Below are 26,540 nucleotides of genomic sequence, written 5' to 3' on the forward strand. Positions count from 1 at the left end.
TTAAGCGCTAAGACGCTTACGGCCTTTAGCACGACGACGTGCCAGAACCTGGCGGCCATTTTTAGTTGCCATACGTGCCCGGAAGCCGTGGCGACGCTTGCGAACAAGGTTGCTCGGTTGGAAAGTACGCTTCATTTTATTACCCTAGCAGAGCCGTTGGCTCCAACTTAAACGTTAATTTGGATTGTGCGTCTTCTCCCCGAAGTCACCGCGACTTTATTCAAGTTACAGGACTTTGCGCAGGGGATCCGCACTCCTATTCGTCGGCGCTTATATTAGTGTGCGTGCTTCAAGTCAATAATTGCTGTGCCGGAATCTACGATATCCTGACTCTTTATTGCCTCACAGCCTCGTGTAGAGCTGTTACCCCTCATTCAAAACAGAGTGAAACTACGGGTAACGCACGAACCTGTGATAACACCGGAGGTCTTTCTGATTGTATGAAAATTGTAAGACATCAATTTGTTAGGCGGTTGAGCCTGCAAAAAACATAGTAACCTATTCAGTCTAGACTGGGCAAGAACACTGAGGTTTCGGTTCTTTTCAGGTCTGAACGTTGAAACCATCTAAGGAAAAGCACATGGGAATCACGGAACACAATGATAACAAGTCGCCAGCCGAGGGAGCTTTGGGCTTCGTCAAACGCTGGGGACTACTCTTTGTTATCCTTGCCGTGTCCGCCTATGGCATCTCTCAAGGCTGGCATCAGCAAATCACAATCAGCAACCTGATCAAAAATCAGCAACTGCTTTCAGGTTATCTGGCCGAATACCCAATCCTGACCCCGCTGATCTATTTCGTCGTGTACACAATTGCTGTTGCGCTGTCTTTCCCGGGTGCATCCCTGCTTACAATCGCAGGCGGCTTTTTGTTCGGATGGTTCTTCGGTGGTTTGCTCACCGTTCTCGCAGCAACAATTGGTGCCTCACTGTTGTTCATCGCTGCAAAAACGTCTGTTGGTGCAACGCTCAAAGCAAGAGCAGGACCGTTCCTTGATAAAATGTCAGAGGGTTTCCGTAAGAACGCGTTCAGCTACCTTCTCTTTCTGCGTCTTACCCCAGTGTTTCCGTTCTGGCTCGTCAACATAGCACCTGCGTTGTTCCATGTTCCGTTAAGCACATATCTGATCGCAACATTCGTCGGTATCATTCCAGGCACTTTCGCCTATGCCTTCGTTGGGGCTGGTCTGGATAGCGTGATCCTGGCGCAAGAGCAGGCAAATCCGGGTTGTTCGGCTGCTGGTACATGTGAAGTGGAGATTTCCGCACTCATTACGCCTGAGCTGATTTGGGCATTTGCGGCGCTAGGTTTGGTGGCGCTCATTCCGCCGATTGTTCAGCGTTTTCGCGGTAAATAAATCTCAGACCAGATCAATTTCGAAATGACGGATTTTTTCGATGACAAATAACAATAATGCAAAAACATTGACCCCGGATATCTGTGTTATTGGCGCTGGCTCGGGCGGCCTCTCAGTCGCAGCAGCAGCAGCAGCCTTTGGCGTGGATGTTGTCCTGATTGAAAAGGGTAAGATGGGCGGTGACTGTCTGAATTATGGCTGCGTCCCATCCAAAGCAATTATTGCAGCTGGTAAAGCCGCCGCTACCTTTCGGACCTCAGAAAAGTTTGGCGTTGGCGCTCAAGAGCCTGAGATTGATTTCTCTAAGGTGAATGATCACGTTCATGATGTGATCGCCACCATAGCTCCACATGACTCTGTTGAGCGCTTCGAAGGTTTGGGTGTGCACGTCATCCAAGGTGCAGGTGAGTTTACTTCCGTAGATACCGTCAAAGTCGGTGAGCAGATAATTAAAGCACGCCGCTTTGTCATTGCTACGGGCTCCAGCGCTGCGGTCCCTCCGATCCCTGGTATTGAAAACACACCGTACCTGACAAATGAAAACCTGTTTGAACTGAAAGAGCGCCCAGAGCACTTGATCATTATTGGTGCAGGGCCAATTGGCATGGAAATGGCACAGGCTCACCGTCGTCTGGGAAGCCGTGTCACAGTCATCGAAGCATTGCGTCCATTGGCAGTAACCGATCCTGCCCATGCTGCTCAAGTCATCGAAAAGATGGAATCCGAAGGTGTTGAGATTCTTGCAAACACCAAGGTCAACAGCGTTGAACGCACTGACATTGGTGTAAAAGTCTCTATCAAAGTTGATGATGAAGCCGAAGGAACCGTTGAAGGCACGCATCTCCTGATCGCGGCAGGTCGTGCCCCGAACGTCTCTTCTCTTGGTTTGGAAGCCGCTGGCATTGAGTATAGCCGCAAAGGCATCAAAGCAGATGACGGGCTGCGCACCACAAACCGTAAAGTTTATGCGATCGGTGATGTCGCCGGTGGAGCGCAGTTTACACATGCCGCAGGAGCGCACGCATCACTCGTCATTCGTTCAATCCTGTTCCGCATGCCAGTCAACCACAACAACATAACAATGCCAGCGGTGACCTACACTGAGCCTGAGATTGGGCAGGTTGGTCTTTCAGAGCAGCAAGCACGCGAACAGCTGGGCGATAAGCTCAAAGTTCTGACAGCAGAGTTCTCCGGAAATGATAGGGCGCTGGCTGAAGGCAAAGGCAAAGGTCAGGTTAAGCTCCTGACCAACGGAAAAGGGCAGCTCGTTGGTGCGTCCATTGTAGGCCCAGGTGCTGGTGAGCAGATTGGTCTGCTAGCTCTGATGATCTCTCAAAAATTGAAGGTCGGTGCTCTCTTGGGCGTGGTCTTCCCGTACCCGACACTAAATGAAGCAATTCGCAGAGCTGCACTTACGTATTATGCGGATGCCCCTAAAAATCCATGGCTCCGCAGAATTCTGGCGCTTCTGAGAAAGTTCGGATGACGCAGTTGTGATCAGCTGTGAGAGAAGTGTGTTGCTTGGCACACGTCATCTGCTAAAAATGAGTAAGGCATAGCGCGTAACAACAAATTGCGCTGCACGATCATTGTGTACCAACTCATCAGGTAGGTGGATGGCTCAAAATAATGGGAGAGTGGCCTCTGAAACAGAGGTCACACCGAAAAAGCTGAACTCGGATGAAACTCCGAAAGACAGACACCGCAAGATATTTGGCGGTGGAATGGGCCTCTCTGGCAAACTTTTGCTGCTGACAATCTTGTTTGTCATGCTCAGTGAAGTTCTTATTTTTGTCCCTTCAATTGCAAATTATCGAAACACTTGGCTGCGTGACCGCTTGGCAGTTGGTGGTGTTGCCGCAACTTTGTTGTCAGAAAGTGAGACACTGTCTCCGCAAGTCCAGCAAAAACTGCTTGAGGCAACGGGCGCTCAGGCGATTTCACTTGCCGTTGGAGAGCGCCGTAATTTGATCGCTATGGAGAGTTCAGAAATGAACATCACCAAGACGATTGATATGACACAGGATTCCCCATGGGATGCGATTGGGTGTAGCCTTCAGTTTCTGACTGGAACGCGAACCGGCCAGATCCGCGTCATCGGCGATATTGATATGCGCTCAGGCGGCAGAGTGGATATGGTCTTCCCAGCATCTTTGCTGCGAGACGATTTGCAGAAATATGCTCTGAACATTCTGCAGTTATCTCTCCTCATCTCATGCCTGACAGCCGCGCTTGTTTATCTGTCCATTCGGTCATTGCTGCTGCGTCCTTTGCAACGGCTCACTGGCTCTATGATGCGGTTTGCTGAATCTCCTGAAAATGCGCGGGAGATTATCAAGCCAAGCGGACGTGCGGATGAGCTGGGTGAGGCTGAAATTCAATTGCAATCCATGCAGAAGTCTCTGAACCAGACATTGAACCAGCAACGCCGTATGGCAGCGTTGGGACTAGCTGTTTCCAAGATCAACCATGATATGCGGAATTTGCTCGCGTCAGCACAGCTGTTCCTTGAGCGACTGGAGCTACTGCCGGACCCGACCGTACAACGTGTTGCACCCAAGATCCTTGCAACGCTGGACCGGGCGGCCAGCTACACCAGTGCAGTGTTGTCCTACGGTAAGGCTCAGGAGGCTGCTCCAGAGCTGCGTGTCATCCGCCTTGCATCGGTTCTACGCGATGTGGAGGAGGTTCTTGGCCTGTCCAGATACGCTGATGGCATAGAGATGCATGTCAGCGTACCGGAGACGCAGGAGCTGGAAGCAGATCCTGAACAAATATTCCGCGTATTGCTCAACCTCTGCCGGAACTCGGTGCAAGCGATGGAAGCGTCCAAAGGCGCGTCTGGTGTTGTTTGCAGGATTGAGATCCATTCAGAGGTTAAAGACGACATGCTGTCTATCTATGTCTCTGATACGGGACCAGGTATTCCTGCAAAAGCTCAGGAGGGATTGTTCAAAGCCTTCCAGACATCCGGCAAAGTTGGCGGAACAGGATTGGGTCTGGCGATTGCAGCAGAGATCGTTGTGGCGCACGGAGGTAAGATCACATTGGAGAAAGAGGTGACGACCGGGGCTTGTTTCAAAATCCAGCTGCCATACCGGCATGGGGCACAAGCGACTGAAAAAATTACGAGACTATTCCCAGCTGACAGCAGCAAGGGCTAATCTCTGGAAAAGCTGTACTGTGCAAGTGCAGCTTTTCTCACGTTTAGGCTGCAATGCCCTACGTCTTTGTTCTGATAGTCAGAAATTGTTATCCCCAAAACGCAAAATCACTTTAAAAAACTTCTCTAAAGCGCTTGCCAAGGTCCAGTAAGGCGGCTACATAGACCCCCGTTCCGCAGGGAACGCGGCCTGCACCGGTAGCTCAGCTGGATAGAGCACCAGACTACGAATCTGGGGGTCGGGGGTTCGAATCCTCCCCGGTGCGCCATTTACTCTTCTCTAAAGAGTAGGTGGCTTAGATAGCACTAGGCCGATACATAATTCTTGTTCGCAAGAAACAGCGCACCGGTAGCTCAGCTGGATAGAGCACCAGACTACGAATCTGGGGGTCGGGGGTTCGAATCCTCCCCGGTGCGCCAATTTTCTCTCCCTTAAAATTTAGCTGTTTCATCTGATAGATGAATTGTGCTTATTAAACTCTTTGAGCATTCAATTGCTTGAAGCGAGAGTTTCTTCTTCGCTCTGCCCTTGTGGAAGATTTTCCAACAAAAACCTGATGATGTTTTCGCCCATCACAGCTGCGATCTGTTTTTCTGTGAAGCCCTTTTTCAAAAGTTCCTGTGTCAGAACCGCATATTCAGATGTATCGAAGGCAGTCGTAACAGAACCATCGAAGTCAGATCCCAGCGCCACATGGTCGATACCGGCAATTGAAACAGCATAATCAATTGAAGCTGCAACGCCCTTTGGGCTGATGTCGCAAGCTGCTGCATCCCAAAAACCGATACCAATCAACCCGCCTTTTGCTGAAATCTTCCTGACTTGATCATCTGTGAGATTGCGAGGCGTGTCACAAATCCCCTTCACGCCTGTGTGAGAAACGACGATCGGTCGTGTCGCCATTGCCAGCACATCTTCAACCACCGCTGGAGAGGAGTGAGCAACGTCAACAATCATCTCCTTCTTCTCCATAAGCCGCACCACGTCCTTGCCAAAGTCCGTGAGGCCTGCCTTGGATTGGCCATGGAGAGAACCACCCAGTTTATTGTCGAAGAAGTGTTGGAGGCCCATCAACCTTAAGCCGCCCTCATAAAGCCGATCCACGTTCTTGATATCACCATCCAGTGCATGCCCACCTTCTGTGCCTAAGACCCCGGCAATGATTGTGGAGCCTTGGGCTCTGGCTGTCAGGACAGCTTTCAGTTGTTCTCTATTATGGACAACAGTAATTTCGTCTGGATGCTTCTGCTCTAGATCGTAAAGGCGCTGCGCTTGCAACAGCGCACGCTCCGAAAGCTTATTCAGTGCGCTAGAAGGCCAGCTTTGCAGCCAACCAAGCAAAGTGATGTTGTCAAAGGCCTCAGCTGAGTTCTTCTTGTAGTTTTGTCCACGGGGGGACTTGGTGACGCTGGTGAAGATTTGTACACCAACATTACCCTTTTTGAAGCGCGGCAGGTCTGAATGACCGATCGACGATTCCTGCGATATGTTCCGGTCCCAAAGCAAAACATCATTGTGAAGGTCCGCAATGCGTAGCTTATCGTGTAAAGCCTGTGCATCTGCACTGATGGGATAGGAAGCGTGTTCGACAACGTGATTTTGGGATTGATCAACATACTGGGCAACGTAGCCAGATCGAATGATACCGTATCCAGCTGCCGCAATAATCACAACGGCACCTAAACCAACCTTTAAATAAGAGATACCCATAATACACGCCCAATACGTTTGTAGTCACCGACCCAGAAATATTGGTTTACCTTAAGGTAAATCGCATGTTTGTCCAGATACTCTAGCCGAGAGATGCTCCCGTTCCAGTGCAGGCGTGTTGCGTACCTCCTTGTAGGCAGACAACACTTCTGGGTAATATGAGAGCTAATTTCATCGGTTCTATAATCAGTTCAAGGCGAAAGGCGTTATCATGAATGCTCAGCAACTGGTCGAGACCATTCGCTCGCGTACATCTGCATCTCTTAAGCTCATGAAAGCTCCCGGGCCGAATAGAGAAGAGATGAAGCTGATAATTGAGGCCGCTGCAGCTGCTCCTGATCACGGGCATCTACATCCATTCCGAATTTTGGAGATCCCGACAGACGCACGCAATGATCTGGGAGATCTGTTTGTAAAAGCCGTTGAAGAAATAAAAGATGACCCAACCGAAGAAGCGCTTACCCGTGCAAGGGAAAAAGCGCATAAAGGGCCTGTGCTTCTGGTTTTGATCGGATGTTTTCACGGTTCTGATGAGACCCGTATTCCCCAATATGAGCAAATGCTCTCAGCGGGGACAGCTTTGCAAAACATGGTGCTTGTAGCTCACGCAATGGGGTATGCATCCCGGATTACCAGTGGTGACAGTGCGCGTTCCTCTGCCTTCCATAAAGGATTGGGTCTCTCAGAAAACGAGGAATTCCTGTGCTTTATCTCTCTTGGCAAGGTTGATGAAGCAAGACCTGCCAAAGGTAGACAAGAAGCCCAGGAAATTCACTCAACGTGGGTGCCGGAATAACGCGCTTACTTCGCTTTTGGGCGGAACGCCACAATTACATCTGGGTCCGTTTCAATGCGCCCAGCACCGATCAGATCAAGGCAGTACGGCACTGCCTGGAACACTGCATCAAGACAGGTTTTGATGCTGGCTGGTTTGCCTGGCAAGTTGATGATGAGGCTTTTGCCCCGAATGCCAGCTGTTTGACGTGAAAGAATTGCTGTCGGCACCTCTTTCAAGGATAGTTGACGCATCAGTTCACCAAACCCGCGAAGCTCTTTCTCCATAACGAGCTCCATAGCTTCCGGAGTCAGATCGCGAGGAGAGGGGCCTGTTCCGCCTGTTGTAAGGATGAGGTCGATGCCATCTTCATCAGCCAATTGCTTCAAAGTAGTGCTGACGCTTTCGATTCCATCCGGAATGATCTTATGGATGGGCTCCCAGGGACTGGTCACAGCTTCTTCAAGGTATGCGAGAATAGCTGGGCCACTTTTGTCTTCGTAAGTTCCATCACTGGCGCGATCGGAGATGGTAACAGCTGCAATCTTCATGGATATCTCTCATAGACACGGATGATTTGCAGCGAGAGTAAGCGTGGAAATGCTTGGGTTCAAACATTAATTACCTGCTACTTTCCTTGTCCTCTTATTCTTTCAGGCCTGCAGAGAGCCCGTATCCTTCTACGGTTTGCCATCTACTCCCCATGTGTTTCTCACTGTGTATTTTGATAGACTGACGCTTCTTTGTTTAAACGTTACTATCCCGTCATTACTGAAGTTTTTAGGATGTAATCTACGTAATCCGGGGGAGAAGCTGCAACAGATTGAGATGCATTTTACCCGTAACAGTAATGGTCTTTTGCAAGTCCGATACTAACTTTGGGTAAGGTCATGTGCAGTTATTCTAAGACACTCTCAGCTTACAACTTTGATGCGCCGGGATGTTTCGGACATGTACTCTGCAGCTGTGCTAAATAGAACAGATATGGGTAAGTACGTAGAATAGCTTGGCGATCTGAATTTTGAAATGCACTCAAACAGCTGTTGGGCTGCAAAGCGTAAGGAATCCGCTTAATGCGTAAAGTGCAAGTTGCTGCATTAGATGAACTTGAAGATCGTAAGCCTGCTCATGCACTTGTTAGCGAGGTGGATCTCGTTGTCGTAAGGTTCGATGAGGACATCTCCGTCCTCTACGGTCGTTGCCTCCATCGCGGTGCATTGCTTTCTGATGGATATGTCAGAGGTCGCAATCTGATTTGTGGATTGCATCAGTGGGATTATCGCCTGAACTCCGGCGTCAGCGCCTATGACAACAAAGAGTGCCTGCGAAAATTCACGCATTTCGTCGAAGACGGCAACATCTATGTTGATGAAGATGAAGTGAAGGCATGGGCTAAGGACAATCCGCAGCCCTATTTCCGCAAAGCCTATCTAGGTGAGTATGCGGACTTTCATGGTACGGAAGAAGAACCTCATAACAAACTGATTCAGACATACGCTCGGGCAGGTCTGAAGCAGACGGGCCATCACGGCGCAATTGAAGCTATGGGAGTGCCGACAACAGAACTACCTCAATGGGAAGACATTCAGATACTGACAGCGCAGCTGCAAAAGCCGCCGCGGTTGGATGAAGAACCTGTTGGAACTGATATTGTTATCGGCCCCAAAGCCCAGAAGCCGTTGCTCCTGAAAATTCCCCTCTTTGTCTCAGACATGAGCTTTGGAGCACTATCAGAACCCGCCAAAATTGCGCTTGCTCGCGGAGCTGAGAGCGTTGGCACAGGCATCTGTTCTGGTGAAGGTGGGATGCTTCCAGAAGAGCAAGCAGAAAATACACGCTATTTTTATGAATTAGCTTCTGCACGTTTTGGTTTCTCTTGGGATCAGCTGGAAAAAGTTCAGGCCTTCCATTTCAAAGGTGGACAGGCAGCAAAAACCGGAACTGGCGGGCACCTCCCAGCTGCGAAAGTGACTGAGAAAATCGCCGCGGTGAGAGGATTGCCACCGGGAGAGGGCGCCATCTCGCCTGCAAGATTCCCTGAGTGGATGAAACCAGCAGATTTTCGCAAGTTTGCAGATGAAGTGCGCGACAAGACTGGCGGTATCCCAATTGGTTTCAAGCTGTCTGCGCAGCATATCGAGAAAGATATCGATGCAGCTCTGGAAGTTGGCGTTGATTACATCATCCTCGATGGGCGTGGCGGTGGCACCGGTGCTTCGCCGCTCGTGTTTAGAGATAACATTTCTGTTCCAACCATTCCGGCGTTGGCGAGAGCGCGTCGTCATCTGGATCGCAGTGGTCAACGGGATGTAACGCTTGTCATCACCGGCGGTCTTCGCAAACCGGAAGATTTCGTGAAAGCAATGGCCTTGGGTGCCGATGCCATAGCCCTGGCGAATGCGCCAATGCAGGCCATCGGCTGTATCGCCATGAGAGCATGCCACACCAACAACTGCCCGGTCGGTATTGCCACCCAGAAAGACCATCTGGTCGCGCGTCTGGAAGTTGAAAAGTCTGCAAAGCGCCTGGAGAAGTTTTTCACGGCCTCAGTTGAACTGATGAAGGTGATGGCCCGGGCTTGCGGGCATGCGCATATCTCCGATTTCTCTATCGACGATATTACAAGTTGGAAGAAGGAAATGTCGGAGCTTGCTGGTATCAACTGGGCAGGGCACGGCCCCAATGACTAATTCTCCCTGCCATCAACGGCAGCACAAAATCAGTAGGGTGCAGAAATGATTGTTGCTGAAGGTATTATTCTGATTGCACAAATTTACTGCGTGATTGGCCTTGTCGTCGCACTGGCCTTTATCAGTTTTGGCCTTGGGCGCGTGGAACTTGCTGCACGTGGAGCTTTTCTTTTCCGCCTGCAAATCATCCCGGGGCTGATCCTGCTTTGGCCAATCGTCATTGTGCGTTGGATTGCGCTGGAACGCTCCGGTGAAAAAATCTTGCTCGATAAAGAAGAAAAAGAACTCCACGAAGAGCAGGAGGCCAAGAAGTAATGCAACGTGCCTATAGAAAAGCCCACCGCACCATTTGGCTCATTCTGGCCATTCTCATTCCTCTCGTTTTGGGCCTAGCGCTTTTGATGCGTCCGACAGGAACGCACGAACAGCCGCCTGTTCCCCTTGACGACACAGCAAAGTCGGCTCTGGAGGCAAACCAGTGAGTGTTAAATATGTACCGGTAATCTGGAACCGTACAAAATTTGTCTATGATGCCGTCGTCTTGGCAACTGTTGGCGCATATCTGGGAATCTACATCTACATCGCGCCGATGTTCCAGACAGTCACAAGACCGATTGATTGGGATATCTACAAAGCGCAGGCATTTGGTACCTGTGTCTTCTTCCTACTCACATTTATTCTATGTATCGGGCCACTAGCTCGACTGGACAAGCGCTTCCTGCCGCTTCTTTATAACCGCCGTCACCTGGGCGTGATCACTTGCGTGCTGGCCTACTTCCATGTCGACAACATTCTTGGCTGGTACAATGCATTCTCGCCAATTAATCGTTACGTCTCGGTCTTCATTGTAAATACCAGCTTCGACCGTTTTCTGGGTTTCCCATTCGAAATCCTCGGCGTCTTTGCCCTTCTGATCCTGACCATTCTCGCAGTTACAAGTCATGATTTCTGGCTCCATTTCCTAAAGCCTACGCTTTGGAAGACACTTCATATGGGGATCTATCTGGCTTATGCGCTGGTTGTTGCCCATGTTGCACTCGGTGCTTTGCAGAGCGCTGCCGGTCCTTTCATGACCACTGCAGTCGGTGCGTCTGTTGCGCTTGTCGCCACTTTACACTTGCTTGCTGCAAGAAAAGAGCATCTCTTTGATACGCAACAGAATACGATGGATGACAGCGGCACGTGGATGGATGCAGGTGATCCAAAAGATGTTCCTGATAAGCGGGCGCGAATTATCTCCATTACCGATGATGAGCGCGTCGCGATCTTCAGAAATGGCAAGAAACTCTCTGCGATCTCCAATGTTTGCGCCCACCAGAACGGACCTTTGGGAGAAGGTAAGATTGTCTATGGTTGTGTGACCTGCCCATGGCATGGTTATCAGTACCGTCTGGAAGATGGAAAATCTCCACCTCCATTTACAGAGAAAATTTCCACCTATCGGCTCAAATTGGAAAACGGTCGTTTGTGGCTGAACGTAGAGGCTCTGCCACCGGGAACGTATGTTGAACCTATTGTTTCTCCGATAATGGCTGAGGGAAGCTAATGGCCAAAAAGAAACCAGATCCCTTCTTTATCGGTTGGGCGAAAAAGCCACCAAAGAGCCTGCAAGGCTTCTTGTTCCTAATCTCTGCAATTCTCGTTGGCGCAGCAGCAGGCGTGGCGTTTGGTATTGGCTCGTCTGTTCCGGACCCGGGTGACGCCCGTTTTGCATGGGGCGCTGGATATCAAACGTTTACAGGCTATGTAGATGCAAAACCTTACCCACTACTCCGGCTTCCTGCTGGAGAAGATGGGCGTGACAAGCCGCATGCTATGCTGATTTCTGGTATTGGCAAACGCGGCATGCAGCAACTTGCCGGCCCTTTGGATGGTCAGCCTGTTGATGCTGGCGGCATTTTGCTGAAGCGTGGTGATCTCGATATGTTGCAGGTCGGAGGTAAGGTCTCTCTTCGCGCCGCGGAAAATCCGGTCCAAAATTTTACCCCAGCACCAGCAGAACATTTAGGCAAATGGCGTCTAACCGGTGAGATTTGTGACGGTAAATGCTACAATGGCGCAATGCGTCCGGGCGTCGGATTAGCCCACAAAGCCTGCGCAAATCTCTGCATCATTGGCGGTATTCCTCCCGTTTTTGTGACTTCTACACCTCTTATGGGAAGTGAATTCTTCGTATTGGCTGACGAAAATGGTGAGCCCTTGACTGCTGAGGTTGAAGATTGGGTTGCTCTACTGATTTCGTTGGAAGGTGAGGTCGAGCGCCGGGATGATCTGATGATCTTCAAGGTGAACCTGGACAGCGCTAAACAACTCTAGCTTATCGGAGACAGCACTTACGGCGGCGAAGCAGTTTGCCGCCCAAAAACAGCGTACCCAAAGGTTGAAGTGGCGAAACAATTCATAGACTGCTAAAAACACCACGTTTTCAGTGCAACACAAATTGTATTGCGTCCTCCTTCCTAGGCGCTCTTGTTTGCCGCATGTTCCCAAGCGTGCGCACAAAGCAGCGCCGCCGCTAAGCACAATCTGGTGATCCAATGATACAATTTTATGCCTACCCAGAATCCGTATTCTGCGCGAAAGTTCGAATTGCTTTGGATATGAAAGATCTGGATTACGCCGAGCTACCGCCCCCAGATGGATATGGATCAGCTGCTTATAAGAAGATCGTTCCAGCGGGTTCAATTCCCGGCCTGAAGGATGGTGAAGCTGCTCTGTCAGATTCAAACGCGATCCTTGAGTATCTTGAGGAAACCACACCGTCTCCAGCGCTAATGCCAGAACACCCTATCGAGCGCGCTAAAGTCAGAGCATTGATGGGCCTGCACGACACGCGTATTGAGCCATCCGTTCGTGCATTTTATGCCCCAATCAAAGCCGGAAAGCCGCCGAGGGATGAAGTCTACAAGCAGTTGATCAATGACATGAGTGTTGCGTTTGAACGTTTGGAAGACATGATTGAGGCTGAGCCGTATGCGATTGGTCATCATGTCACTTTGGTTGATGTAGCCTTTGCCACAACGTTTTCTCAGGCTCAGCAGCTTGCTGGTATGTTTGGTGGAGAGCTAATGCTGAAGCCTAAATGCCAACATTGGTGGCAAGCTATGCAATCACTCTCTCATGCAGCAACGTCAATCGATATAAACCGCAAAGCGATGCAGGATTGGGTTGCGAAGTTTATTCAGGTAGACGCATAAGCGCGCAGTGAACCCAAAAGATAAAGGCGCCCCAATTTGAGGCGCCTTTCTTATTCTTCATGAACAGTTTTTACTGCGCCAAGCCCCATTTCTGAGCTGTCGCATCAAGGAAACCATTCATTCTTTTAATCTTGATCCAGTTGTTGATGTAGTTGATCCAAACCTGATCAGTCTGCGGCATCAACATAGCGATCGGGGTCGGGTTTCTGCTTTCAGAAACTGGCACGTTGGTGATCTGCTTGAACTTCGCTTTCAGCGTAGCACCTTCAATGTTGGAGGTGATGAAAACATCAGCGCGGCCTGACAGCACTTCCTGATAACCACGAGCAGGTGCCTCAACAACCTTGATAGTCGCATTCGGGAACCATTCCTTGCTCAGCTTCTCAAATGTAGTGCCAAGCGTGGTTGCGACCGTCACGTCTTTCTGGTTGATGTTGTCCCAGCTGTTGAACTCACCAACTTTGCTGGTGGTCGTATACGGCAGGATCTCAACCGAGATGTAGCTCTCAGAGTAACCAGCTACTTTCATGCGGCTTGGGGAGATTGAAGCAGAGCCAGTCAGGTTATACTTGCCTGCAACGATGCCATTCACCAAGGTTTTCCAATCGGTTGGAATAAAGGTAAGCTTCACACCAAGATCGCTTGCGAGCTCGTTCATGATGTCGATGTCATACCCTTTATAACCATTGCTGGCAGGATCACGAACAGACATTGGGTTCCAGTCTCCGGTTGTACCAACCCTCAGTTCACCGGAATCCAAGATTTTATTAAGCGCGGATTGTGCAAATGCAGAGCCGGAGAACAACGTGCCCGCGGCGAAAATTACAGTAAGAAATGAACGTAGCATCTTCATGAGAGTTCCTTGAAACGCAGTTGGAATCTGGCCCAATGCAAACCTAGCCATTTTAGCGATAACTACAATGCTGTTTTTGAGAGAAAACCGACTTCAATTAATTGTGTGCGGTAAGTCTCTATAAGATTTGTATAAGAGCGCACGACACTCTAGGTTTTGTGTCCGGCAATCTATCTGTGTTGAGGCAGATACATGAGCTGCTTACGTGTTTTGCTTCCGTTGGCAGCCTTCTTAAACTTGGAAGGTGGATACCTTGAAATTCCGAAATGCAGCAGTGCTCGTCGCATTGGCATTCGTTTTGGCGGGCTGCACTGGTGACCAGTGGGGCTGGTATGTAGTCTCACCAGACACTGAGACAGGAAGAGTTAATCTCGGTTTCATGATCGCCGGGCTGCAAGAAACAGTCAGTGTCTCGCTCACAGCAATCGCAATCTCCATGTTCGTTGGCCTTATTGTCGCTCTGCCGGGGCTTTCAGACAATAAGTACGGAATTGCGTTCAACAGAACTTACGTTGAAGTGGTGCGCTCAGTGCCAAGTCTGGTGCTGATTTTTTGGGTTTATTACGGCTTGCCTGTTGTCGCGAATATCTCAATCAACGTGTTCTGGGCAGGTGTACTGGCTCTTGCCCTGTCAGACAGCGCGTTTCAGGCTGAAATTTTCAGAGCAGGTATACAGTCAGTCGATAAAGGACAGATCGAAGCGGGTCGCTCTCTTGGGCTGAGCTATTTCCAGCGGCTTCGTTTTATCATTCTCCCACTCGCGATCCGCCGTATGCTGCCACCCCTTGGGAACCAACTTGTCTACATGCTGAAAATGTCGAGTTTGGTATCTGTGATTGGCCTGCAAGACCTTACAAGGCGTGCAAATGAGCTAGTCGTCACAGAATACCGACCACTCGAAATCTACAGCGTCCTTGTGCTGGAGTATCTGGTGTTGATCCTGATTGTCTCGCAAGGGGTTCGTTGGCTGGAGCGTCGTTTTAAGGCGGAGCATGCCTAGCAAACAGGCTGTTACCTAGTTTTTCTCAGGTGACCAGTTTGCCAGTAAAGCCTTCAGTTCCGGCTCATCAACGGCATGAACAGCATCGCTCACGGAGAACCATTTCCGTGTGCGTTCGTCCTTCTCTGGCCAGTCCTCAAGCATTTCAGTCACTTCCAACGGAAAAACCTTCACGCGGCAAGGGATCGGCTCTTTGGTGACCCGAAGCTTAGGGTAATGATAAATGCCCGCAGCTTGATCTGTCAGCTCACCTTTAATGCCAGCTTCTTCGAAGGCTTCCTGCTCGGCCGCTTCTCCACCACTGAGATCCTTCATTGGCCAGCCTTTAGGGAGAACCCAGCGCTTGGTTTCGCGGGACGTGATCAGAAGAATTTGTAGTTTATTTTTTTTATTCTTCTTGAAAGGCAGTGCAGCAAACTGGCGTTTTGGTTCTGGCCAGACTTGTGCCTCTGTCTTTCTAAGGGCACTCTTCATGGGTTTCTTCCTTAACAGTGATCCGGCCTTGTTCCATTTTTGTTTGATCCAGATCTTCAGCCGTGAGCAGAGTTTTCCTTTGTTTCTGGTAGGAAGTTGGGTCTGCCCCTAACTATCTAGTGTACTGCTTATATTTTTTCAGCGCTATTGCAAGATATCGCTGTGATTGCAGCCCGATTGAGCGAGATTTATTTCCTTTTCTACATATTTAGAATATTTGTTCTGAAATTTCCAGATAATACTTTTTACCTAGACTTCATGGCGAGACTGTTGCTAAAAATACTTTAAACTTGAAATATTAAAAATGGAATCACAGCTCGGTATTGATTTGATGCCAAAAAGAGTGTGATCATAAAAACGATAATAGGGGGCTGATAGTGGAACTGGATGCAGTAAGCATTGAGCAAAGAGATGGAGCTGACCCGCTCGCTCGTTTGCGCCAGCTTTTCTCAATTCCTGATGGGATTATCTATCTGGACGGAAACTCACTGGGGGCTTTACCTAAGAATGTGTCTGCGGTTTTAGCCAGTGCAGTCGAAGAGCAGTGGGGTAGAAGTCTCATCAAAGGCTGGAATTGCCACGGCTGGATTGACCTGCCAAGCAAAGTCGGAAACCGGATTGCAAAGCTCGTTGGAGCTGATGATGGAACTTTGATCTGCGCTGACAGCACCTCTCTTAATGTCTTTAAAGTTCTGGCGACTGCCATCAAGATGCGCCCGGACCGTAAAGTTATCCTCTCCGATACCGGGAACTTTCCAACTGACCTTTATATGGCGCAAGGCCTGAAAGAACTGACCGGCGGCGATATAGAGTTGCGCCTGGTCGCTCCGGAAGAGGTTGAAGCTGCTCTTGATGAAACTATCGCAGTCATGATGCTCACTGAGGTGGATTACCGCACGGGCCGCAAACACGACATGAAAGCGTTAACTGAAAAAGCGCATTCCGTTGGTGCATTAGCAATGTGGGATCTTTGCCACTCTGCTGGTGCTTTCCCGGTCCACCTGAAGGAAGCGAAAGCGGACTTTGCTGTTGGTTGCTCCTACAAGTATTTGAATGGTGGTCCCGGCGCTCCGGCATTTGTTTATGTAGCGCCCGAACATCAAAGCCATTCAGGCAATCCGCTAACGGGTTGGATGGGGCACGATGCGCCGTTTGCCTTTGATCTGGGATACACTCCATCTGCGAAAACAGACCAGATGCGAGTTGGCACGCCTCAGGTTCTTGCCATGACCGCTTTGGATGCATCTTTGGATGTCTTCGATGAAACCTCTTTGGAGGCATTGCAGGGCAAATCCATCGAATTGAGTGAGTTGTTCATTTCCGAGGTCAAGCGCCGCTGTCCTAATTTGGAACTTGCGTCACCAATTGATCCGCTTAAGCGCGGTTCACAAGTTTCATTCCGCCATGAGCAGGGCTATGCGGTCATGCAAGCGCTCATTGATCGCGGAGTGATTGGAGACTTCCGAGCACCAAACATCATCCGCTTCGGGTTTGCTCCTTTGTATCTCTCCTTTGCAGAAGTCTTTAAAGCTGCTGAAATTCTTGAAGAAATTATTGCAGGTGATCTCTGGGATAAGCCGGAATACCATCAAAAAAGCAAGGTTACATAAGCATGGTTGAGAGTATTGATCGCAAATTAGAGCATCATGGGGCTGAGCTCTCTTTCAAAGAAAACATGTCTTATGGCGATTACCTTCGTCTTCCCGACGTGTTGGGTGCGCAGGCTCCGTTGACCGAAGCTCATGATGAACTGCTGTTTATCATTCAGCATCAAACGGCAGAACTTTGGATGAAGTTGGCGATCCGCGAGATGTCGGAGGCTTGCTCAGCTTTGGCAGCGGATGAGTTTGCTGAGGTTTCAAAGCTAATGGCTCGCGTCAACAAGATCTTCGCGCAGCTCAACAGTGCATGGGACATTCTGCGCACCATGACACCAAGCGATTACACCACGTTTCGTGATAGCCTCGGCAAGTCATCTGGATTCCAAAGCTATCAATACCGTGCCATCGAATTTGTGGTCGGTAACAAAAACCCGGCCCTGATGAAACCACATGAGCATATGCCGGAAGTATCAGCATGGCTTCATCAGATTTATGAGGCACCGGGCATCTATGATCAGATGGTGCGTGCTTTGGCGCGTGCAGGCTTCGAAGTCTCCGATGCAGTACTCAACCGGGATGTCACCAAGCCATATACAACTGATGCGTCAGTTCAGAAGGCTTGGGAAATAATATATCGCAATCCACGTGATAATTGGCATTTCTACGATCTCGCGGAGAAGTTAATCGACTTTGAGGACTTTTTTCGTCGGTGGCGATTCAATCACCTTACAACTGTAGAGCGTATTATTGGAAGCAAAATGGGCACTGGAGGCACTTCAGGGGCACCGTACCTGAAAAAAATGTTGGATACTGTGCTGTTTCCAGAACTTTGGCAGGTGCGCAGTGATCTGTAAGATTGCTGCAAAAATTACTCAATTTATGAAATTATTTTGTTCTAAAATCTCTTCAAACTGCGCATATAAGTGGAATTATCTATATGTTTCAGGCAATATATGAGCAGTCGAAGCTGTTTCCTCGCAACTTATGGGACGGTTGTTAGGAGATGGAATCTGGAAAGTTTCACTCAACTTGTCCAGATAGAACCACAATAATCGAGTGATTAGGCTGCAAATGGCGCGGACTTCTGCCTTGAAATAATATGCTACTAAGGGCATTAGGTAGGTGCTTGACAACAATAAAACGCCAGTCCTTTGCAGTCTGGGGGGATAATAATGCTGGAAATCGAACAGCTGTCGAAGCAATTCGGCGGGTTTAGAGCCGTCAATAATTGCTCATTTTCGGTTCAAAAGGGCACAATCACAGGTTTAGTCGGTCCAAATGGAGCTGGTAAAACCACAACGTTTAATCTGATTGCCGGTGCCCTTCAGCCAACTGCTGGAAAAATTAAATTTTTGGGAGAAGATGTAACGCGCCTCAGCTCTGATCAGCTGTTTCATAAAGGCTTGGTACGTACATTTCAGATCCCGCATGAGTTTCATCGTCTGTCAGCTCTCGAAAACCTTATGTTGGTTCCGCCTGCTCAAAAGGGTGAGAGCTTATTCCAGAACTGGCTCAGCTTTGGCAACGTGAAGAAGCAAGAAGAAGAAGTACGCCAGAAAGCTTTAGAGACACTGGAGTTTCTGGAACTGTCTCATGTTGTAAATGAGCGTGCAGGTAATCTGTCCGGTGGACAGAAAAAGCTTCTTGAGCTTGGTCGTACAATGATGACCGATGCAAAGCTTGTTCTGTTGGACGAGCCTGCCGCAGGTGTCAACAGAACACTGCTACGCCGCCTTGAAGACAAAATCCAAATCCTGAACCAGGAACGTGGCTACACATTCGTTCTGATTGAGCACGATATGGAGATGATCGAGAAGCTCTGCGATCCGGTCATCTGTATGGCGGAAGGCTCGGTTCTGATTGAAGGTGATTTCCAGAGTGTTCGTTCTGATGCGCGGGTGCTTGAAGCCTACCTCGGTGAAACGGTTGGGGAGGCTGCACTCTAATGACGTCTCAAGCAATTGCAGAGCAACCAATGTCAAAGAACTCCGTGCAACAAAAATACTCCGGCAAACCAATCCTCACCATGACAGGTGTTCGTGGCGGATATGGTGATGCAGACATCCTGCAGGGTGTCGATATGCAAGTGACCGAGCAGGAAATTGTTGTAATCGTTGGCCCGAATGGAGCTGGCAAATCGACTGCGATGAAGGCGATCTTTGGCCTTTTAAAGGTTCGCGGTGGTTCTATTGTCGTCAACGGAACAGACATCGCGGGCTGGAAGCCAAACCGTATTGTTCAGCACGGTGTTTGTTACGTCCCTCAGGTCAACAACATCTTCCGTGAGATGACCATTCACGAAAACCTCGAAATGGGGGCCTTCCTACGGAAAGGTGACATTTCTGAAAGCTTGGAAAGGGTCTACACCCTGTTCCCTGATCTCAAAGAACGCCGCAATGCGTTGGCTGGAAACCTGTCAGGCGGTCAGCGTCAAATGGTGGCAATGGGCCGTGCATTAATGCTCAACCCGTCATTGCTCTTGCTGGATGAGCCGACCGCTGGTCTCTCTCCAAAATACATGGAGCAGATTTTTGAGATCACCCGCAACCTGCGTGATGCAGGTCTTTCGATCTTGCTCGTAGAGCAGCATGCCAAGCAAGCATTGGCATTTGCTGACAAAGGCTACGTTCTTGCAGCTGGTAGCAACCGGCATGAAGGAACGGGGCAGGAGCTGCTCGCAGATCGTGAAGTCGCTGAAATGTTCCTCGGCGGGTAATAAGGGAAAATCCAATGCCATTCATGGAATTCGTCAATTTTTACCTCATGCCGGGGATCGTACTGGGCTCAATTTACGCTCTGGGCGCAGTTGGTATCACGCTGGTATTCGGTATTTTGAGATTTGCGCACCTTGCGCATGGTGACCTCGCAACGCTTGGCGCATTTGCGGCCCTCGGCGTGGTGACCATCTTCGGAGTAAGCCCTTGGGTTGCTCTTCCCGTTGCTATGGTTGTTTGTGCGTTTATGGCGATCGGCATCGACAAACTATTCTACGACTACCTCTCGGAGCGACCAAAGATCATCGTGGTGATGTCCTCACTAGGCATCGCGCTGATGTTGCGTGCTGTTGTTCAGGTGGTCTGGGGTGTTGATACCGAAACCTATACCCGTGGTATCGTCAGACCGGATGATTACTGGGGCATCCGCATCCGTGATCGCGAGATCTACACCATCATTGCAATGTTTGTGATCGTTGGCGTGTTGTGGGCGTTCTTGCAGAAAACCAAGTGGGGCAAGGCCATGCGTGCCATGTCCGACAACCCGGATCTTGCGCTGCTTTCTGGCGTTGATAACCGTAAGATCACAATGTTGACTTGGGGCATCGTCGGTGTTCTGTGTGCTGCTTCTGGTTTCTTCCTTGGCATCAACACAGAACTGAAACCACTCATGGGCTGGACGATGCTTCTGCCAATGTTCGCAGCTGCAATTCTTGGCGGTGTAGGGCGTGTGGAAGGTGCAGTCATTGGCGGCTTGATTGTTGGCATAGCTGAAGAAACATCTGTTCTGTTTATCCCGGGAGAGTACAAGGCCGCCATGGCGTTTGCGATCCTCCTGCTCATCCTTCTTGTGCGGCCAACTGGCTTGCTCAAGGGTAAAGTTCTGTAGGGGGAGAAGAACCATGGAACTCATCGGTCTGCTTAACTATGCGGTGTTCATGGCGATCTTTATCGGCATTTACTCCCTTCTGGCTCTCGGTCTTAATATTCAATGGGGCTTTTCAGGCCTCTTTAACGCAGGTATTGCGGGCTTCTTCGCTGTTGGAGCTTATTCATCTGCGCTGCTCACGGCACCAGAATCCGCTGTCCATCTGGGTGGCTACCAGCTGCCCGTTGTTGTGGGTTGGATCGGTGCGATGGTCGCTGCTGGCGCAATTGCATGGCCAATCGGTAAAGTCTGCTTACGATTCCGCTCTGATTATCTGGCAATCGCGACAATCGGCGTGGCGGAAATCATCCGTCTGGTCGTGAAGTCAGAAGGTTGGATGACAGGTGGCGCACGCGGCGTGAATAAGATCCCGCGTCCATTTGGTGATCTGTCCTATCTGTATTCCCAGCTGGCTTATCTTGCTCTGGTCTTTGCCATCGTGCTCGTCGTGTACTGGGCTATCGAGCGTCAGATTTCGGCTCCCTGGGGCCGCATGATGCGTGGCATCCGTGACAATGAAGATGCTGCAACGGCAATGGGTAAGGACATCAAGGCGCGTCGTCTGGAAGCATTCATCTTCGGTGCTGCTGTGATGGGGCTTGGTGGTGCGCTGTTCGCTCACTTTAACCGTTCCATAACCCCTGAAGCCATCGACCCGATGATCGCCACATTCCTGATCTGGATTATGTTGATCCTCGGTGGCTCAGGTAACAACCGCGGTGCACTTCTTGGCGTTGCCGTTGTCTGGATCATCTGGTCTGCGTCAGAGTTTGTAACGGATCAGCTACCAACAGAATACGCCATCAAAGCTAAGTACATGCGCGTGTTTATCATTGGCTTGCTTCTGCAATTGGTCCTCCGGTTCAGACCGGAAGGGATCTTGCCGGAACCTCAGGGAACCGCTGGCAGTCCAGAAGTCAAAACCTTTCAAAAACAAGAAAGTGCAGCGAAGTAACGCCAGCACTCGTGGAAATCAATTTTAACGCCCTGGTCAATCCGGATAGTATTTGAAACAGGGCTCTTTGGAGGTGAACTGATGCTTAAGAAAATCGCATTGGCAGCAGGCTTGTTCAGCGCTACTGCACTTGCATCCAACGCTGTTCAGGCTGATGTAAAAGTCGGTCTTCTGGGAGGTATTTCTGGTCCAATCGCGGCTATGGCTCCACCAATGCTGGACTCTGCAAAACTGGCTATCCAGCAGGTGAACGAGCAGGGCGGTATTCTGGGTGGCCAGAAGCTTGAAGCTGTTGTGGGCGACAGTGCGTGTAACCCGCAGAACGGCGTGGATTCCGCAACCAAGCTGGTAAACATTGAACAGGTTGCGGGTCTTATCGGCCCACACTGCTCTGGTTCAGTTCTGGCTGTTGCGAACTCTGTGACTGTTCCTGCTGGTATCACGCTGATCACACCATCAGGGACTTCCCCTGAAATCACAGGTTTGGAAGACAAAGGTCAGGTATTCCGTACAGTACCTTCCGATGACTTCCAAGGGCGCTCACTCGCGCGTACGCTGTTGAACCTCGGCACTAAGAAAGTTGCTGTTGCCTACCTTAATAACGACTACGGCAGTGGCCTCGCAAATGCGTTCAAAGTTGAGTTTGAAGCAAACGGCGGTGAGATTTCTGGATATTCAGCACACGAAGAAGGTAAGGCATCTTACCGTTCCAACCTTGCTGAGCTGTCCCGTGGTGGCGCAGATACACTTGTAATCTTCGATTATGGTGACGGCACTGGCCTGACCATCCTGCGTCAGGCGCTGGAAAACGGTTTCTTCACCAACTTCGTTGGGGGCGATGGCATGAAGTCAGATGCAATCATCCGTGAACTCGGCGCTGAAAATCTGACCACATTCATTGCTTCTTCTCCAGTAGGCGAGAAGTCCAACAGCCTTGAGCTCTTCAACGAAGCGTACAAAGCGGTTGGCGGTAACCCGGATGCAATCTTCGTATCCAACTCCTACGATGCTGCATTCCTGATGGCTCTGGCTCTGGAAAAAGCTGGTGGTGACGCTGCTAAGGTTTCCGAGGCAATGGCTGCTGTGTCCGACGGACAGGGCGAAGCTGTTCTTCCTGGTGAATGGAAGAAGGCAGTCGAGCTGATCGCAGCTGGCAAAGACATCGACTACAAGGGCGCATCTGGCGACCTGAACTTTGACAATGCTGGCGACGTCCCTGGTTCTTACGGCCTGTTCAAGGTCGAAGGCGATGCATTCGCGCTGCAGCAGGCTTTGAACTAAGGCTCAGAACAGTCAAATAAGGAAAGAGCCGGCCTCATCTCAGGCCGGCTTTTTTCATGGCAAACTTCTCACTTAGTAAGAATCAATTTGCCAAGTTTCGTGATCGACAATCGGTAGTTATCTTCGCGATGGGAGATTGTGATCTCGCGCTCATCGCCAAAGAGTGCCTTGCTATCAACAGTGCGCTCATGTGGCTGACTTTGTGAGCTTTCCTGAGCTTTTTCCATATCAGTCATTCGCCTCAGCCTTTCCCCAATTTTGGCTAGCGTGGATGGTCGCGATACCCTCAAGAGCTAGGGGGACTCTATCGCGTTTATTTCTTGACTTTCATATTCATGTTTTATTACAAGTGCAATGCCTACTCAATAATTGCTGGAGATCGCGTCCTCCCGCAAACCGTCCTGGAGTAGGGTTTGTATCGATGCGCAAGCCAGCTGTTTCTCTCTCCCTCAACAGCCAGCCAGCCCACGATATCCTTGATATCTGCGACTGATTTGCATTTGCAACTAAGTTTTAATTTTTGGGTTGGGGTCCTATGAATAAGTTGGTTAAGCTGTTTTCACTTGCTCTTGCTGCCTTGTGGATAACGCAAATAACTGCAGCTGAAGCAGCAAACACGACAAGAGAACCAGTGATCGCTCTCCAGTTGAATAAAGCTGAGACCACTCAGAACGGGTGTCGTGTAAGCCTTCTTGTTCGCAATCACCTTAAAGATGAGATCAATCAACTGGCGTTGGACTTGGTAGTCTTTGATAGTACTGGCGGAATTGCTGATTTCCTGAGCATGAAAACAGGTCGTCTTCCTTCCGGAAAGACGCGAGTTCAGCAGTATGACCTCCCATCCAGCAGTTGTGCAGACATCTCGTCATTGCTCATCAATGATGTCAGCCAGTGCGAGGGAGCTGAAAATGTATCTCCGGCTAGCTGCTTAGACTCATTGAATGTATCCTCTCGCGCTGCGATAGAACTAACACTCTGAACCGCTGCAGAACTGAATTAGAAAAACAACGAGATTTCCAGAATGAATGCCATGATTGAAAACCTGGGCCTGACCGAAGCAATGACACCTTTTATGGATCTGCTTGCAAAAGGTGGTGTGGTTGTTGGATTGCTGCTGGTTGTCAGCGTACTTGCTCTAACAATTGTCATTGCAAAACTCTGGCAGTTCTGGATTGCAGGCGTTGGTCGTCATCGCAAAGCTGAGCAGGCCGTGGCCTTCTGGCGTGTTGGGAAGCGTGATCAGGCCTACAGGATCGTGGTAACAGATCGCTCTCCGGTCTCCGATGTTCTGGCACATGCCATGCGTGGCCTTATGAAACCGCAGGTGCCTGAAAAAAGAGTCCGGGAGGATGTCGAGCGCGTTTGCTTCACGCATCTTGCGGATCTTCGCAGTTATCTGCGGGCATTGGATATGATTGCTCAGATCGCTCCTCTACTCGGCCTGTTCGGAACAGTGCTTGGTATGATCGGGGCGTTTCAGGCTATGGCCGACGCTGGTTCGCAGGTCGATCCATCTACTCTGGCAGGTGGCATCTGGGTTGCGTTGCTGACAACAGCCGTTGGTCTGGCCGTAGCAATCCCAGCTTCCGTGATGCTGTCACTGTTCGAAGGCCGCATCGAACGAGAGCAGGGCGCAATGGAAAAGATCGTCACTGAACTCTTCACCGGGGCAGTCACGTCCATCGCTACTCAAACTGAAGAAGCGGAACAGGTTGGAACACAGCCACGTTTTGAGGTTGTTCACGATGCGCCTTAGTGAGGCTCTAAAAAGAAGTCGTGCGCCTGGTCTCACATCTCTGATTGATGTGATCTTCCTTTTGTTGATGTTCTTCATGCTCGCTTCCACGTTCTCGATATACCAAAAGTTGGATGTGACATCGGGCGCTGAGGGCGCAGGGCAAATGGAACAGTCCCCAATCCTGCTGCAAGTCTTCGCAGAAGGACAGCTGTCGGTGAACGGTGATCGGGTGAAGGTTGAGGCGTTGATTGCGGCGCTCGACAACGCAGGTATAGAAAAAGTACGACCTGTGGCGATCATCCCTGCCAAGGATTCCACCGTGCAGGATGTCGTGAGTGCGCTTGAGATGCTTAAAACAGCAGGCTGGTCAGCGACGATCGTTGGCAATTGAATTCAGAATATTGCGAAATAAGAAGTTTAAAGAATGCGTCTGAAGACAAAACCACAAAAGAGGACATTTGAGAACACGATTCCATTGATCAATATCGTGTTCCTGATGCTCATCTTCTTCCTCTTTGCAGGTTCAATTGATAGAGACGATGCAAAAAACGTGAGCCCTGCAGAAACGCAGGAGCAATCCAGTCGTGAGCTTATTGCCGGAGCGCTGATTATCGCTCCTGATGGATCGATAAGCCAAAACGAACAACCAGTTCATGTTGAGGATCTGATACCGCTGGACGGTAATAAAGACCCTCTGATGGTTGTTGCTGACAAGGCACTGTCTGGTCAGACACTCGCCAGAACCCTTGCCGCGCTGAAAAAACAAGGTTTCTCTGATATTACATTGGTCACTGTAAGGGCTGCCCAATGAAGAAGAGCATTCGCAGGAAAATCGGTGGTTCAGCTCTCACGACCGCCTTACTCGTGTCTGTCAGCGTTCACGCAGCTGGGTTTGCTTGGTTCTATACACGGGCCCCTGAAGTTCAGGTTGCCTCAACACGGTCAACGTCACTTTCTGTCGTCGGGTCGATTGAGGATCTTATTGCAGGTTTTAAGGAAGTTGTTGAACCGATTGAGCCGGACCAGCCAGATGAAGTTGAGCCTCGTGAGATTGAAACTCCGATAGAGCAAGTCAAAGAGATTGAGTCTGTTGAGCCCATTGAGCTGGTTAAAGCAGAGATCACACCAATCAAACCGATTGCAACGCAGGCTGTGAAACCATTACCAGAACCTGTTGCTGAAGGTGTTACTATCAAGGCTGAGATTGAGCCAATCAAGCCAAAAGAAGAAATTAAGCCGCTCAAACTTGAGCTTCAGCCCGAACAAATCAAACCTGCTGAGGTGCAGGAGATTAAGCCCGTTGAAGTTGCAAAAGTTCTGCCTGTTAAACAGCAAGAACCAGTAGATCCGACTAATGACGTTGATCCTGTGAAGCTGAAAGAGCCACAAGACCTAGTCAAACCGGACGAAGCCAAACTATCTCAACCAGAAAAACTGGAAGTGGTGGAGCAGGAAACTCCGGAAGCACTGAAGCCGGTAGAAAAGAAGCTCGCAGAACCCGTTGATGAAAAGAAAGAGCTTGAGGCAAAGCCTGTTGAAACTGAAGTTGCCGCAGTAACGGTTCCCGTCCCACGAGCAGCGCCGCCACGTCCCAAGCTGCCGCAGAAAACTGCCAAGAAGGCTCCACCAAAAGCCAAGAAAGAACCTGCCAAGAAAGCAGGTAACTCGGATGTTAATTCTGCTCGTGGCTCCAAGGTCGCCCGTAAAGGCTCCAACACCTCAAAGAATGGCAACAACATCGCAGGCTCCGGTGACAGCGCTGGCAATGCTGCGACGAGCAATTACTGGGGCAAGGTGAAAAAGAAAATCCAGCGTGCCGCGGATAGACGATACCCGAGACGAGAGAAGAGGCGTAACAAATCTGGTAGCGTTCGAGTGGGTTATGTTGTGCTCAGGAGCGGGGCTATCTCACAAGTTCAGATGGTGCGCTCAAGCGGGAATAAAAACTTCGATAAGGCTGCAGTGAAAGCGGTCAAAGCTGCTGCTCCGTTTCCGCCTTTGCCACCATCAATCAGAGGCAATTCAGTGCGTAGAGCAACCTCAATTATCTTCCAGACAAACTAACAAAAAAGGCAGCGAATGTTCGCTGCCTGATCATCTCGT

General features: G+C 49.9%; 29 protein-coding genes and 2 tRNA genes. 25 read left to right on the forward strand and 6 right to left on the reverse strand.

The annotated features are described in order from the left end of the window. A complete protein-coding gene (gene rpmH, locus DHN43_RS17265) occupies positions 1-135 on the reverse strand; it encodes a 50S ribosomal protein L34 (RefSeq protein WP_014283918.1) in 135 nt (44 codons plus the stop codon). Between the two features lie 445 nt (positions 136-580). Between rpmH and DHN43_RS17270 the strand changes: the two genes are divergently transcribed. From DHN43_RS17270 to DHN43_RS17290, 5 genes are all read left to right on the forward strand, one after another. Next, positions 581-1,357, forward strand: coding sequence for a TVP38/TMEM64 family protein (locus DHN43_RS17270; RefSeq protein ID WP_108819428.1), 777 nt, complete (start codon positions 581-583; stop codon positions 1,355-1,357). A gap of 40 nt (positions 1,358-1,397) precedes the next feature. Next, a complete protein-coding gene (locus DHN43_RS17275; RefSeq protein ID WP_108819429.1) occupies positions 1,398-2,843 on the forward strand; it encodes a dihydrolipoyl dehydrogenase family protein in 1,446 nt (481 codons plus the stop codon). Between the two features lie 130 nt (positions 2,844-2,973). Continuing rightward, the gene (locus DHN43_RS17280) at positions 2,974-4,521 is read left to right on the forward strand and encodes a sensor histidine kinase (RefSeq protein WP_208995467.1); all 1,548 of its coding nucleotides are present in this window, start codon (positions 2,974-2,976) and stop codon (positions 4,519-4,521) included. A 191-nt stretch (positions 4,522-4,712) separates the two neighbouring features. Continuing rightward, positions 4,713-4,789: transfer RNA gene (locus DHN43_RS17285), tRNA-Arg, on the forward strand. 74 nt (positions 4,790-4,863) lie between these two features. Then, a tRNA-Arg gene (locus DHN43_RS17290) sits at positions 4,864-4,940 on the forward strand. Positions 4,941-5,010: 70 nt separating this feature from the next. Here DHN43_RS17290 and DHN43_RS17295 read toward each other — a convergent pair. Next, on the reverse strand, positions 5,011-6,231 hold the full coding sequence (locus DHN43_RS17295; RefSeq protein ID WP_108819430.1) for a dipeptidase: 1,221 nt from the start codon (positions 6,229-6,231) through the stop codon (positions 5,011-5,013). 211 nt (positions 6,232-6,442) lie between these two features. On the opposite strand from DHN43_RS17295, the gene DHN43_RS17300 reads away from it, so the two are divergent. Then, positions 6,443-7,027 carry a nitroreductase family protein gene (locus tag DHN43_RS17300; RefSeq protein ID WP_057462861.1) on the forward strand — a complete coding sequence of 195 codons (585 nt, stop codon included), beginning with the start codon at positions 6,443-6,445 and terminating at the stop codon, positions 7,025-7,027. Positions 7,028-7,032: 5 nt separating this feature from the next. Here DHN43_RS17300 and mog read toward each other — a convergent pair whose 3' ends face one another. Further along, entirely contained in the window at positions 7,033-7,557 is a 525-nt protein-coding gene (gene mog / locus DHN43_RS17305) for a molybdopterin adenylyltransferase (RefSeq protein ID WP_057462860.1), read from the reverse strand. A gap of 522 nt (positions 7,558-8,079) precedes the next feature. Between mog and DHN43_RS17310 the strand changes: the two genes are divergently transcribed. From DHN43_RS17310 to DHN43_RS17330, 6 genes are all read left to right on the forward strand, one after another. Next, entirely contained in the window at positions 8,080-9,696 is a 1,617-nt protein-coding gene (locus tag DHN43_RS17310) for a glutamate synthase-related protein (RefSeq protein WP_108819431.1), read from the forward strand. A 45-nt stretch (positions 9,697-9,741) separates the two neighbouring features. Continuing rightward, positions 9,742-10,011 (forward strand): hypothetical protein, encoded by a 270-nt coding sequence (locus tag DHN43_RS17315; RefSeq protein ID WP_057462859.1) that lies wholly within the window; start codon positions 9,742-9,744, stop codon positions 10,009-10,011. Beyond that, the gene (locus tag DHN43_RS27080; RefSeq protein ID WP_159096913.1) at positions 10,011-10,178 is read left to right on the forward strand and encodes a hypothetical protein; all 168 of its coding nucleotides are present in this window, start codon (positions 10,011-10,013) and stop codon (positions 10,176-10,178) included. The genes DHN43_RS17315 and DHN43_RS27080 overlap by 1 nt, the downstream gene beginning before the upstream one ends. Next, entirely contained in the window at positions 10,175-11,242 is a 1,068-nt protein-coding gene (locus tag DHN43_RS17320) for a Rieske 2Fe-2S domain-containing protein (RefSeq protein ID WP_108819432.1), read from the forward strand. Before DHN43_RS27080 ends, DHN43_RS17320 begins: the two co-directional genes overlap by 4 nt. Further along, the gene (locus tag DHN43_RS17325; protein ID WP_057462857.1) at positions 11,242-12,012 is read left to right on the forward strand and encodes a hypothetical protein; all 771 of its coding nucleotides are present in this window, start codon (positions 11,242-11,244) and stop codon (positions 12,010-12,012) included. Before DHN43_RS17320 ends, DHN43_RS17325 begins: the two co-directional genes overlap by 1 nt. 221 nt (positions 12,013-12,233) lie before the next feature. Next, on the forward strand, positions 12,234-12,893 hold the full coding sequence (locus DHN43_RS17330; protein WP_108819433.1) for a glutathione S-transferase family protein: 660 nt from the start codon (positions 12,234-12,236) through the stop codon (positions 12,891-12,893). A 70-nt stretch (positions 12,894-12,963) separates the two neighbouring features. Here DHN43_RS17330 and DHN43_RS17335 read toward each other — a convergent pair whose 3' ends face one another. Next, positions 12,964-13,746 carry a transporter substrate-binding domain-containing protein gene (locus DHN43_RS17335; protein ID WP_208995468.1) on the reverse strand — a complete coding sequence of 261 codons (783 nt, stop codon included), beginning with the start codon at positions 13,744-13,746 and terminating at the stop codon, positions 12,964-12,966. A 244-nt stretch (positions 13,747-13,990) separates the two neighbouring features. On the opposite strand from DHN43_RS17335, the gene DHN43_RS17340 reads away from it, so the two are divergent. Beyond that, on the forward strand, positions 13,991-14,746 hold the full coding sequence (locus DHN43_RS17340; RefSeq protein ID WP_199914828.1) for an amino acid ABC transporter permease: 756 nt from the start codon (positions 13,991-13,993) through the stop codon (positions 14,744-14,746). Between the two features lie 15 nt (positions 14,747-14,761). Here the strand turns inward: DHN43_RS17340 and DHN43_RS17345 are convergent, their stop codons facing one another. After that, positions 14,762-15,220 (reverse strand): NUDIX hydrolase, encoded by a 459-nt coding sequence (locus DHN43_RS17345; protein WP_108819434.1) that lies wholly within the window; start codon positions 15,218-15,220, stop codon positions 14,762-14,764. Positions 15,221-15,597: 377 nt separating this feature from the next. Here DHN43_RS17345 and kynU point away from each other — a divergent pair, with 377 nt between their 5' ends. The 7 genes from kynU (at position 15,598) to DHN43_RS17380 (ending at position 22,699) form a co-directional block, all read left to right on the forward strand. Continuing rightward, positions 15,598-16,830, forward strand: a complete 1,233-nt coding sequence (gene kynU / locus DHN43_RS17350) for a kynureninase (protein ID WP_108819435.1) — start codon at positions 15,598-15,600, stop codon at positions 16,828-16,830. 2 nt (positions 16,831-16,832) lie between these two features. Then, positions 16,833-17,675: a tryptophan 2,3-dioxygenase gene (gene kynA / locus DHN43_RS17355; RefSeq protein ID WP_108819436.1), complete on the forward strand. Its 843-nt coding sequence runs from the start codon at positions 16,833-16,835 to the stop codon at positions 17,673-17,675. A 318-nt stretch (positions 17,676-17,993) separates the two neighbouring features. Next, complete coding sequence (locus DHN43_RS17360) at positions 17,994-18,767, forward strand: ABC transporter ATP-binding protein (RefSeq protein ID WP_108819437.1); 774 nt, start codon at positions 17,994-17,996, stop codon at positions 18,765-18,767. Beyond that, positions 18,767-19,537 (forward strand): ABC transporter ATP-binding protein, encoded by a 771-nt coding sequence (locus DHN43_RS17365; protein WP_244273382.1) that lies wholly within the window; start codon positions 18,767-18,769, stop codon positions 19,535-19,537. Before DHN43_RS17360 ends, DHN43_RS17365 begins: the two co-directional genes overlap by 1 nt. A gap of 14 nt (positions 19,538-19,551) precedes the next feature. Beyond that, positions 19,552-20,424: a branched-chain amino acid ABC transporter permease gene (locus DHN43_RS17370; RefSeq protein ID WP_057462850.1), complete on the forward strand. Its 873-nt coding sequence runs from the start codon at positions 19,552-19,554 to the stop codon at positions 20,422-20,424. A 13-nt stretch (positions 20,425-20,437) separates the two neighbouring features. Continuing rightward, positions 20,438-21,418 (forward strand): branched-chain amino acid ABC transporter permease, encoded by a 981-nt coding sequence (locus DHN43_RS17375; protein ID WP_057462849.1) that lies wholly within the window; start codon positions 20,438-20,440, stop codon positions 21,416-21,418. Between the two features lie 81 nt (positions 21,419-21,499). Continuing rightward, on the forward strand, positions 21,500-22,699 hold the full coding sequence (locus DHN43_RS17380) for an ABC transporter substrate-binding protein (RefSeq protein WP_057462848.1): 1,200 nt from the start codon (positions 21,500-21,502) through the stop codon (positions 22,697-22,699). 68 nt (positions 22,700-22,767) lie between these two features. On the opposite strand, the gene hemP is transcribed toward DHN43_RS17380, so the two are convergent. Further along, positions 22,768-22,935, reverse strand: a complete 168-nt coding sequence (gene hemP, locus DHN43_RS17385; RefSeq protein ID WP_082596781.1) for a hemin uptake protein HemP — start codon at positions 22,933-22,935, stop codon at positions 22,768-22,770. 299 nt (positions 22,936-23,234) lie between these two features. Here hemP and DHN43_RS17390 point away from each other — a divergent pair, with 299 nt between their 5' ends. Genes DHN43_RS17390 through DHN43_RS17410 form a run of 5 tightly spaced genes read left to right on the forward strand, consistent with a single transcriptional unit; the run spans position 23,235 to position 26,501 of the window. Continuing rightward, positions 23,235-23,678, forward strand: a complete 444-nt coding sequence (locus DHN43_RS17390; protein ID WP_063286812.1) for a hypothetical protein — start codon at positions 23,235-23,237, stop codon at positions 23,676-23,678. A 42-nt stretch (positions 23,679-23,720) separates the two neighbouring features. Next, the gene (locus DHN43_RS17395) at positions 23,721-24,455 is read left to right on the forward strand and encodes a MotA/TolQ/ExbB proton channel family protein (protein ID WP_108819438.1); all 735 of its coding nucleotides are present in this window, start codon (positions 23,721-23,723) and stop codon (positions 24,453-24,455) included. After that, positions 24,445-24,828: an ExbD/TolR family protein gene (locus DHN43_RS17400; protein ID WP_108819439.1), complete on the forward strand. Its 384-nt coding sequence runs from the start codon at positions 24,445-24,447 to the stop codon at positions 24,826-24,828. Before DHN43_RS17395 ends, DHN43_RS17400 begins: the two co-directional genes overlap by 11 nt. 33 nt (positions 24,829-24,861) lie before the next feature. Continuing rightward, on the forward strand, positions 24,862-25,248 hold the full coding sequence (locus tag DHN43_RS17405) for an ExbD/TolR family protein (RefSeq protein ID WP_108819440.1): 387 nt from the start codon (positions 24,862-24,864) through the stop codon (positions 25,246-25,248). After that, on the forward strand, positions 25,245-26,501 hold the full coding sequence (locus tag DHN43_RS17410) for a TonB family protein (RefSeq protein ID WP_108819441.1): 1,257 nt from the start codon (positions 25,245-25,247) through the stop codon (positions 26,499-26,501). The genes DHN43_RS17405 and DHN43_RS17410 overlap by 4 nt, the downstream gene beginning before the upstream one ends. The last annotated feature ends 39 nt before the right edge of the window (positions 26,502-26,540 follow it).

The sequence above is a fragment of the Pseudovibrio sp. Alg231-02 genome (assembly GCF_900143565.1).
Taxonomy (GTDB): domain Bacteria; phylum Pseudomonadota; class Alphaproteobacteria; order Rhizobiales; family Stappiaceae; genus Pseudovibrio.